Genomic DNA, 6,621 nt, shown 5'->3' on the forward strand with positions numbered 1-6,621 from the left:
AAGGTCGCCCATCATGAAAAGACTATTGCCCACCTCAACGGCTGGAAGCTTACCGAAGCCCTCCTGGCTTGCACAACCTGAGAAACTTTGGTCACCCTGGAAATTACAGGATGAGGAGTTGATTGAAGGCAAGCGAGACGCTCTGCGTTTGTCCTTGGATGATCAACGACGTGCGGGTATTGATATCGTCAGCGACGGTGAGCAGACGCGCCAACATTTCGTCACGACGTTTATTGAGCACCTCAGCGGCGTTGACTTTGAGAAACGGGAAACCGTCAGAATTCGTAATCGCTATGATGCGAGTGTGCCGACAGTCGTTGGGGCTGTTTCTCGCTCAAAGCCAGTTTTTGTCGAAGATGCAAAGTTTTTGCGTCAGCAGACCAAGCATCCCATCAAATGGGCGCTGCCGGGTCCCATGACTATGATCGATACGCTCTATGATTCGCATTATAACAGTCGTGAAAAGCTGGCCTGGGAATTCGCCAAAGCTCTCAATGAAGAAGCCAAGGAGTTGGAGGCTGCTGGTGTCGATATCATCCAGTTCGACGAGCCTGCCTTCAATGTGTTTTTTAATGAGGTAAATGACTGGGGCGTTGCCACGCTGGAAAAGGCAATGGAAGGACTTCAGTGCGAAACTGCCGTCCATATTTGCTATGGTTACGGTATCAAGGCCAACACCGATTGGAAAAAGACCTTGGGATCGGAGTGGAGGCAGTATGAAGAAACCTTCCCAAAACTGCAGAAATCCAGTGTCGATCTGATCTCTCTCGAATGCCACAATTCGCATGTTCCCATCGATTTGATTGAACTCATTCGAGGTAAAAAGGTGATGGTAGGGGCCATTGACGTGGCAACCAACGCCGTGGAAACCCCGGAGAACGTCGCCAACACTTTGCGGAAAGCATTGCAATTCGTGGATGCCGACAAGCTCTATCCTTGCACAAACTGCGGCATGGCACCTCTGTCTCGTCAAGTAGCGGTCGGGAAGCTGCAGGCCCTGAGTGCAGGCGCGGAGATCGTCAGAAGAGAGCTTTCGGCTTAGTGTTGGAAAGCCGGGCTGCCCCATGTCACACAGCTGAAACCAAGACATTGTTGCGTGCTGAAGCCAGAAGGGTCGCAGGTCTCTTGCCCGTTTCAGCACCTGTTGCTTTTGGTCTAGCTGATGAGTTCCGGTCGTCGTACACACCCTCGGATTGGGGAGGAGATACCTTGTTCGCAGAGTTTTGCAAGTCTGTTTTATCGCTTTCCCTGTATCGAGATCAGCTACTATTCGTACAAAGCTGTATTATCCGTTGGCTTCTGTTCCAGCCGTTTGGACCGATGTATGGAAACCATCTGACGCAGGTTTTCCTTCGCTTCACATCTGCGGTCGGGATAGCGGATCCGGCTTGCCGATGTTCTGCGCGATTGTCTCAACAACCGGTAAATCCGGTGCTGACACGCTTTCTCCGTCCAGTATCCTGCGGGCGCGATCCTTATCGATATCACCTACCCAGGATGCGATGACCACGGTTGCCACGCAATTGCCGATATAGTTGCCGAGTGCACGCGCAATGCCCATGAACCAATCCACTGAGAGCACAAGGACCAGCCCGATGGCAGGAATGCTGGGGATGGCCGCCAGCGTCGCAGCGAGGATGACAATCGCCGAACCTGGCACCCCATGAGCACCTTTAGACGTTACCAAAGCGACACCAAGAATCGCCAGAAGATCACCTAACGCGAGTGGCGTATTCGTGGCTTGGGCGATGAATACAGCAGCAAGTGTCAAATATATCGAGAATGCATCAAGGTTGAACGAATAGCCGGTTGGGATGACAAGGCCCACAGTGGAATCTTTAATACCGAGATGTTCAAGCTTGCGCATGGTCTGGGGCAAGACCGCGTCGCTCGAGGCTGTACCCGCAACAATACTGACTTCGGTGCGCAAATAGCGCAGCAGCTTCACGATGCTGAAACCGGCGGCCCTCAATATGGAGCCGAGTACGATGGCGACGAAAAGCGCAATTGTCAGGTAGAACAGAACCACGAGGTAGCCGAGTTGCGCCAATGATCCGATACCGTACCTGCCGACCGTGTAGGCTATGGCGCCGAATACGCCAAGCGGTGCCAGGCGAACGATAAATGCCATGATTTTGAAGACGACGTCGCCAGCCATCTCGATGATGTGGAGAAGCGGTCTGGCGCGCTCGCCAACTTGTGCAAGTGCGCAACCGAAGAGGATAGCCACCAGGAGTACCTGCAGGATATCACCCTGGACGAAACCACTCACGATCGTAGTGGGTATGAGCTTCATCAGGAACTCTACCGTGCCGCCGCTAGAGACTTCATGAGCCTTTTCAACGTAGGTGGAAAGGGCAGACGCATCGAGCTTGCTTACATCGATGTTCATGCCATGGCCCGGACCAAAGACATAAGCAACAACGATGCCAAGCGCGAGCGCGATCGTGGTGACGACCTCGAAATAGATGAGAGCCCGGACGCCGACGCGCCCAACCTTGGTGAGGCTGCCAGCACCCGCAATTCCGTGTACAACCACGCAAAAGACAATCGCTGGGACCAACATCTTGATCAGCTTGATAAAACCATCGCCAAGCGGTTTCATTTGCATCGCCAGGTCAGGTATGAAGAAGCCAGCGGCGACACCAAGAACAAGCGCGATGCACACCTGTCCAAACAAGGACTTTGACCAACTCGGCATTTAGATTCCTCCCAATCAAAAAGGGGGAGTAATTTTCGCGAAAGCCCTCGAACAACGGCCTCCACCGTTTCCTCCATTCGCAGCATTCATCGTCAGTCCCCCTGACATGGCAATAGTTGCCGAATAAATTATCCGTGTCTAATATCAATTTATGAGAAATCTATAGGGTCACGCTATGAGAATGCGTCAGCTCCAGTGTTTCGTCGTTCTTGCGGAGGAATTGAGTTTCACTCGGGCGGCGCAACGTCTCAATATGTCCCAGCCGCCACTCAGTACCCAAATCCAAACGCTTGAACGTGAGTTGGGTGTGGAGCTCATCAACCGCACGAGCCGAAAAGTGGCATTGACCCGCGCCGGTAAGCTTTTTCGGCAATATGCAACCAATATGCTTGTGCAGTATGAGCGCAGCCTGCAGGAAATGCGCGAAATACATCACGGACAGGAAGGCTTGATCGAAATTGGGACGACAGGCTCAATCCTGCGCGGTGGCCTGTCGGAGTTGCTCTCCAACTTTGCACAAGCTTATCCGCAGATCACCTTGCGCATACATGAACAGTCGCCCCAGACCCAGATTGATGAAGTTCGCCGGCGGCGCACGGACGTCAGCTTCAATCGATCTATACCTCATGGAAGCGAACTTGCCTATGAGCATGCATGGCAGGAGGAATTGGTGGCGCTGGTGCGCAGCGACCACAAACTAGCTGGAAGAACCAGCATATCAATGACGGATTTGAAAGATGACCCGTTCGTAATACTACAGCCCGAGAGCTCGGACTTTGCGGCCTATGTCATGTCCTATGTCGTGGCATCCGGATACAGACCGCGTATTTCGCAACAAGTAATCGACGCACAGTCTATTCCGAGTCTGATTGCAGCTGGTTTTGGTGTCAGTATCGTTCCTGCCGGAATTGCCCATCTGACCTCGGGTCCTTTAGTTTTCCTGCCTATTCGTCCGGATCCACCAGTTTCGGATATTTACATGATCTACCATGCGGATGATCCGGCACCGGCATTGCAGTTATTTTTAACTAGAGTATGCCGGGAGCTCAACAGTACGTGTTCGGGCCGAAAAGTTAGATGATACCAGTTGTTGCTCTGTCCCTTGGTCACTCAGGGCACCAAGTAATTGTTTCCGCAGCGAAAATTATCGAATATTTACTAGAGAAAACTCCCAGGTTACCGATGACCTTGATCATAATTTGAGCAATTTTTGCAGTTGGAGCTTCCACGACGCCCATTTGTCTTTGGTGGCAAAAGAGACGTCATTGCCATGCCGACGGCTGGCAACACCAAATCATGGGCGAATGTCAACTAAGGTGTTGGAAGCAGCATGGCAAGCCTTTCCCCTTCGCGGCTCGCTTGTTCGTCCTGAAGCGTGCGTGATGTCACGGCACTCAGACCTGTAAGGCTGCATCAAGTGACCTGCGCCCATTGCCAGCAAGCCAGGACGCGAAAGTCAACAACTCGGGATTAATCTCACGCATGTCCTCCAGATCGACCCGCTCGGCAAGCGGTCCATCTTCCAGGCTCTTTGCCATATGGGCGAGATCCGCGTTTGCGTCGAGAATATCCTGGGAAAACCGTTCATAGGTTATCGGGCGACCGGCTGCTTCGCTAAGGGCGACCTCAAGCTCGCGCCCGGTCAGGCGGTCGCTCGCGATCTTAAGTGTTCTGGCACCAAAACGGGGTTTGTCGGCAAGTACGGCAGCAACGATCTTGCCGATGTCTTCCACGGCGGTAAGCTGAATAGAGTGGTCCGGCCTGATGAGGGAAACCAGGCGGCCTTTGTCCAGACCGAAGCCAGGTCGCACGAGCATTTCCATGAAAATCATTGGCCGGATGATGGTCGTAGTCATGTCGAGCTGTCGAATTTGGGCTTCAATGCGATGTTTGGCGTCGAAACGCGCAACGCCTGTCAGTTCATTCCCCACGCTGGCGCCCGACGAATAAACAAAATGACTAATGCCGGTTTCGGCAGCGATATTCGCAATCGAAATGCCATAACGAATTTCGTCCTCGGCGGCCAGGTTTCCCGGCAGTACGCTAAAGACGCCATAGGCGTCTTTAATCGCCGAGCGGATAACATCGGTCTCTTCAAGTGCTCCCTGTACAAGATCGACCCCTGCATTCCGTAGTTGCTGAGATGCAGCTTTGCTGGAATCCTGAACGAGCGCGCGAACGGGCCATCCCGCCTTCAACAAGGCTTCGACGACAGATCCTCCCTGCCTTCCGGTAGCGCCAAAAACCAGAATGTGATGCTTGCTATTGGTCACTTGAAACCCTCGCGTTGGACAAGGACAGTCTATATATACAAATGTAGGTTTGCCGGAAGACGGCACATTTTTCAGCGTGAGGCACAAGGATGATACCCTTGAATGAACAGTTCGATGCCAGCACACCGCGCGGATCAGGCAACGACAGAAAATTCCGGCCAATTCCGTCAAACGGTGTTTGCAGCCTGCTGAGTGACAAATGGACAGTGCCGGTTCTTTGGCGTCTATCTCTCGCCGAAGATAATCGCCTCCGTTTTTCAGCATTGAAAAGAGAGGTGAGTGAAATCACCCAGCGCATGCTAACACTTACGCTGCGCAATCTCGAGCGTGACGGCTTCGTTATACGACACTACTTCCCTGAAGTGCCGCCACGTGTTGAGTATGAGCTGACGGATATCGGCCACGGAGCCTTGCAAGCCCTTGAGGGGTTCAACTTCTGGGTCCACAACAATCTGGATGTCATCAAGGCGCGCCGACGCGTTTACGACCAGACGGAGTTGTAAATCCGGATTCCCATGCCGATCTCAATGCTCAGTGGTCGCTTCAGGTTAGTAGTGCTTGGCTGCGACCGCTTTCCGCAATTTCGATTGGTGCCCTAGAGCGTTTCACCTTTTAACGGAACCATATCCGGCGTTTTCCAAATAGTTTTGGCATTCGGCGGGCTGGATGGTTTCGACCAGCCTGCCGATATGACGCCATGTGTCTTCGATGGTGCGCTTTTGTGCATTTCTCATCCAATGCTTGATCTTGGAAAAGGCTTGTTCGATCGGATTGAGGTCCGGCGAATAGGGTGGCAGGAACCAGAGGCGCGCGCCAGCGGCTTTGATCAATTGACGGATGGTTGCCGACTTATGGCTGCCGAGATTGTCCATGACGACAATGTCGCCTGGCTTGAGCACCGGGACCAACTGCTGCTCGACATAGGCGCGGAAACACTGGCCGTTCATCGGTCCGTCGAAGACACAGGGTGCTGTAAGCTGATCGTTTCTCAAAGCGCCCAGGAATGTCAGCGTGCGCCAGTGGCCATGCGGTGCAAATGCCCGCAGTCGCTTGCCTTTTGGACCCCAGCCTCTGATCGGCGACATGTTGGTCTTGATCCAGGTCTCATCAATGAAGACCAGCCGTTCGGGATCAAGGTGATTTTGCAGGGTCTTCCAGCGCTGTCTTTTGCGAGCGACGTCGGCACGAGCTTGCTCAAGGGCGAATAGTGTTTTTTTTGAAGCGCAGCCCTTCACTGCGAATGAATTCCCAGATCGTATTGTGCGAGACGGAAATACCCCGCTCGGTCAACGCCGCCTTCAGGCCATGGAGTGTCAGGTGTGGGTTCTCGGCGAGCCGTTGCACAATGATATCACGATGCGGTTCGAGTATCCGCTTGCGGTGGCCGCCCATCTTGCCGGGATGAACCGATCCGGTCGCACGATGGCGCTGGGACCATTTTACGACTGAAGATGCGGCAATTTCAAACCGCGTCGCCACTGAACGAACGCTTTCGCCACTCAGCACGGCGGCAATAACGCGCTCTCGAAGATCATTCGATATCGGTGCGGTCATCCAACGCTGGCCTCCATCCAGCCAGCATCAGTGAATCAGAACAAAACTGATTTGGGAAGCGCATTCGATTCAGAGAAAAACGGAAACGCTCTA

At 53.2% G+C, this 6,621-nt stretch carries 6 protein-coding genes; 3 read left to right on the top strand and 3 right to left on the bottom strand.

All coding sequences use genetic code 11. The features are described 5' to 3' along the window. Positions 1-13: 13 nt before the first annotated feature. The gene (locus AAE521_RS17620) at positions 14-1,042 is read left to right on the top strand and encodes a methionine synthase (RefSeq protein ID WP_342062038.1); all 1,029 of its coding nucleotides are present in this window, start codon (positions 14-16) and stop codon (positions 1,040-1,042) included. Positions 1,043-1,357: 315 nt separating this feature from the next. Here AAE521_RS17620 and AAE521_RS17625 read toward each other — a convergent pair whose 3' ends face one another. Further along, positions 1,358-2,701, bottom strand: a complete 1,344-nt coding sequence (locus AAE521_RS17625) for a C4-dicarboxylate transporter DctA (protein ID WP_342062039.1) — start codon at positions 2,699-2,701, stop codon at positions 1,358-1,360. Positions 2,702-2,876: 175 nt separating this feature from the next. On the opposite strand from AAE521_RS17625, the gene AAE521_RS17630 reads away from it, so the two are divergent. Continuing rightward, the gene (locus tag AAE521_RS17630) at positions 2,877-3,782 is read left to right on the top strand and encodes a LysR family transcriptional regulator (RefSeq protein WP_036589293.1); all 906 of its coding nucleotides are present in this window, start codon (positions 2,877-2,879) and stop codon (positions 3,780-3,782) included. Between the two features lie 313 nt (positions 3,783-4,095). On the opposite strand, the gene AAE521_RS17635 is transcribed toward AAE521_RS17630, so the two are convergent. After that, entirely contained in the window at positions 4,096-4,974 is an 879-nt protein-coding gene (locus AAE521_RS17635) for an NmrA/HSCARG family protein (protein WP_342062040.1), read from the bottom strand. A gap of 89 nt (positions 4,975-5,063) precedes the next feature. On the opposite strand from AAE521_RS17635, the gene AAE521_RS17640 reads away from it, so the two are divergent. Continuing rightward, the gene (locus AAE521_RS17640; protein ID WP_071632676.1) at positions 5,064-5,477 is read left to right on the top strand and encodes a winged helix-turn-helix transcriptional regulator; all 414 of its coding nucleotides are present in this window, start codon (positions 5,064-5,066) and stop codon (positions 5,475-5,477) included. Positions 5,478-5,579: 102 nt separating this feature from the next. Here the strand turns inward: AAE521_RS17640 and AAE521_RS17645 are convergent. Continuing rightward, positions 5,580-6,528, bottom strand: a protein-coding gene (locus AAE521_RS17645; protein WP_144405900.1) for an IS630 family transposase whose coding sequence is annotated in 2 segments (ribosomal slippage) — positions 5,580-6,191 and positions 6,193-6,528 — 948 coding nt in all. Because the reading frame shifts where the segments join, the coding sequence is not laid out codon by codon here. Positions 6,529-6,621 lie beyond the last annotated feature (93 nt).

The sequence above is a fragment of the Brucella cytisi genome, assembly GCF_038433355.1.
Classification (GTDB): domain Bacteria; phylum Pseudomonadota; class Alphaproteobacteria; order Rhizobiales; family Rhizobiaceae; genus Brucella; species Brucella cytisi.